This is a genomic window from Micromonospora orduensis, from assembly GCF_006228125.1.
In the GTDB taxonomy this organism is placed as follows: Bacteria; Actinomycetota; Actinomycetes; order Mycobacteriales; family Micromonosporaceae; genus Micromonospora; species Micromonospora orduensis.
Map to the genome: position 1 here is coordinate 1 of NZ_VDFY01000003.1, position 776 is coordinate 776.

A 776-nucleotide genomic window follows, 5' to 3' on the forward strand; every position below is an offset into this window, starting at 1 on the left:
TATAAGAGACAGGGGTAAACGGGGGCAGCCTGCCCGTCGCCGGCGTCTGCGTTTCCCCGTGAGGTCCGTTCGATGATCATGGCAACTGGTTCTTCTTGCCCGGGCGCAAGGCCTTGACTAGTTCAGCCATCGCCTTGATCGCCTCGACGCGCTTGGACTTCTCCACAAGCAACAGCGCGCAGATGAACATGATCACTGAGCCATTTTCATCGTGATCGAGGGGCCTGAGCAGGCACTCAGCGGCGTGTCGCTGCTCCAGATAGGACGAAGCTCCCGGTAGGACAGCAGTCGACCAAGACGCACCGCCCAGCACAGGAGCTTCGTTGCTGACCTGTCCTGCCAGCATCCCGCTGTCCACGCGCAGCCTGACCCGCCTGACCGAGCTGATCCGCGACCGCCGACGTGCGCTCGGCACCCGCTGGCGGAGGCTGCCTGCGCAGCAGTAGGCGCTGATGGCCTTGGCTCACCTGCGCAACGGCGACACCCTCACCCGGCTGGCTGAGCGGCGAGAAGGTCTCAGATAGTGCAGTAGTGCAGGTCTTGCAATGTGCCCGTACTCAGGCCCTACAAGCACCGGCCCCCTGGGTCTCTTCCAGGGCTTCCGGACACCGGACTGACTTTCGCGTCACAGCCGAGTTCTAGCTTTATAGGGACTGCCCCGGGTTCGGTTGACTCGCGGGTTTGAGTGGTTCAGGCCGCGTGTACGGGCTGGTTGATTGTCTCAAACTCGATCGGGGTGAGCCGTCCGAGGCGTTGTTGCCGTCGCCGGCGGTGGT

Annotated in this window: 1 protein-coding gene and 1 pseudogene; one reads left to right on the forward strand and one right to left on the reverse strand. The window is 63.3% G+C overall.

Annotation, left to right across the window (positions count from 1 at the left end; genetic code table 11):
* Positions 1-76: 76 nt before the first annotated feature.
* Positions 77-346 carry a hypothetical protein gene (locus FHG89_RS32665; RefSeq protein WP_158630812.1) on the reverse strand — a complete coding sequence of 90 codons (270 nt, stop codon included), beginning with the start codon at positions 344-346 and terminating at the stop codon, positions 77-79.
* Between FHG89_RS32665 and FHG89_RS33460 the strand changes: the two are divergent.
* Positions 324-443, forward strand: a pseudogene (locus FHG89_RS33460) (IS5/IS1182 family transposase); the annotation flags it as partial. The gene FHG89_RS32665 and the pseudogene FHG89_RS33460 sit on opposite strands and share 23 nt — an antisense overlap.
* Positions 444-776: the final 333 nt, after the last annotated feature.

What these genes read in the sequence shown, in the direction of transcription:
- FHG89_RS32665 (WP_158630812.1), bottom strand. Translation starts at nt 346, where the DNA reads ATGCTGGCAGGACAGGTCAGCAACGAAGCTCCTGTGCTGGGCGGTGCG.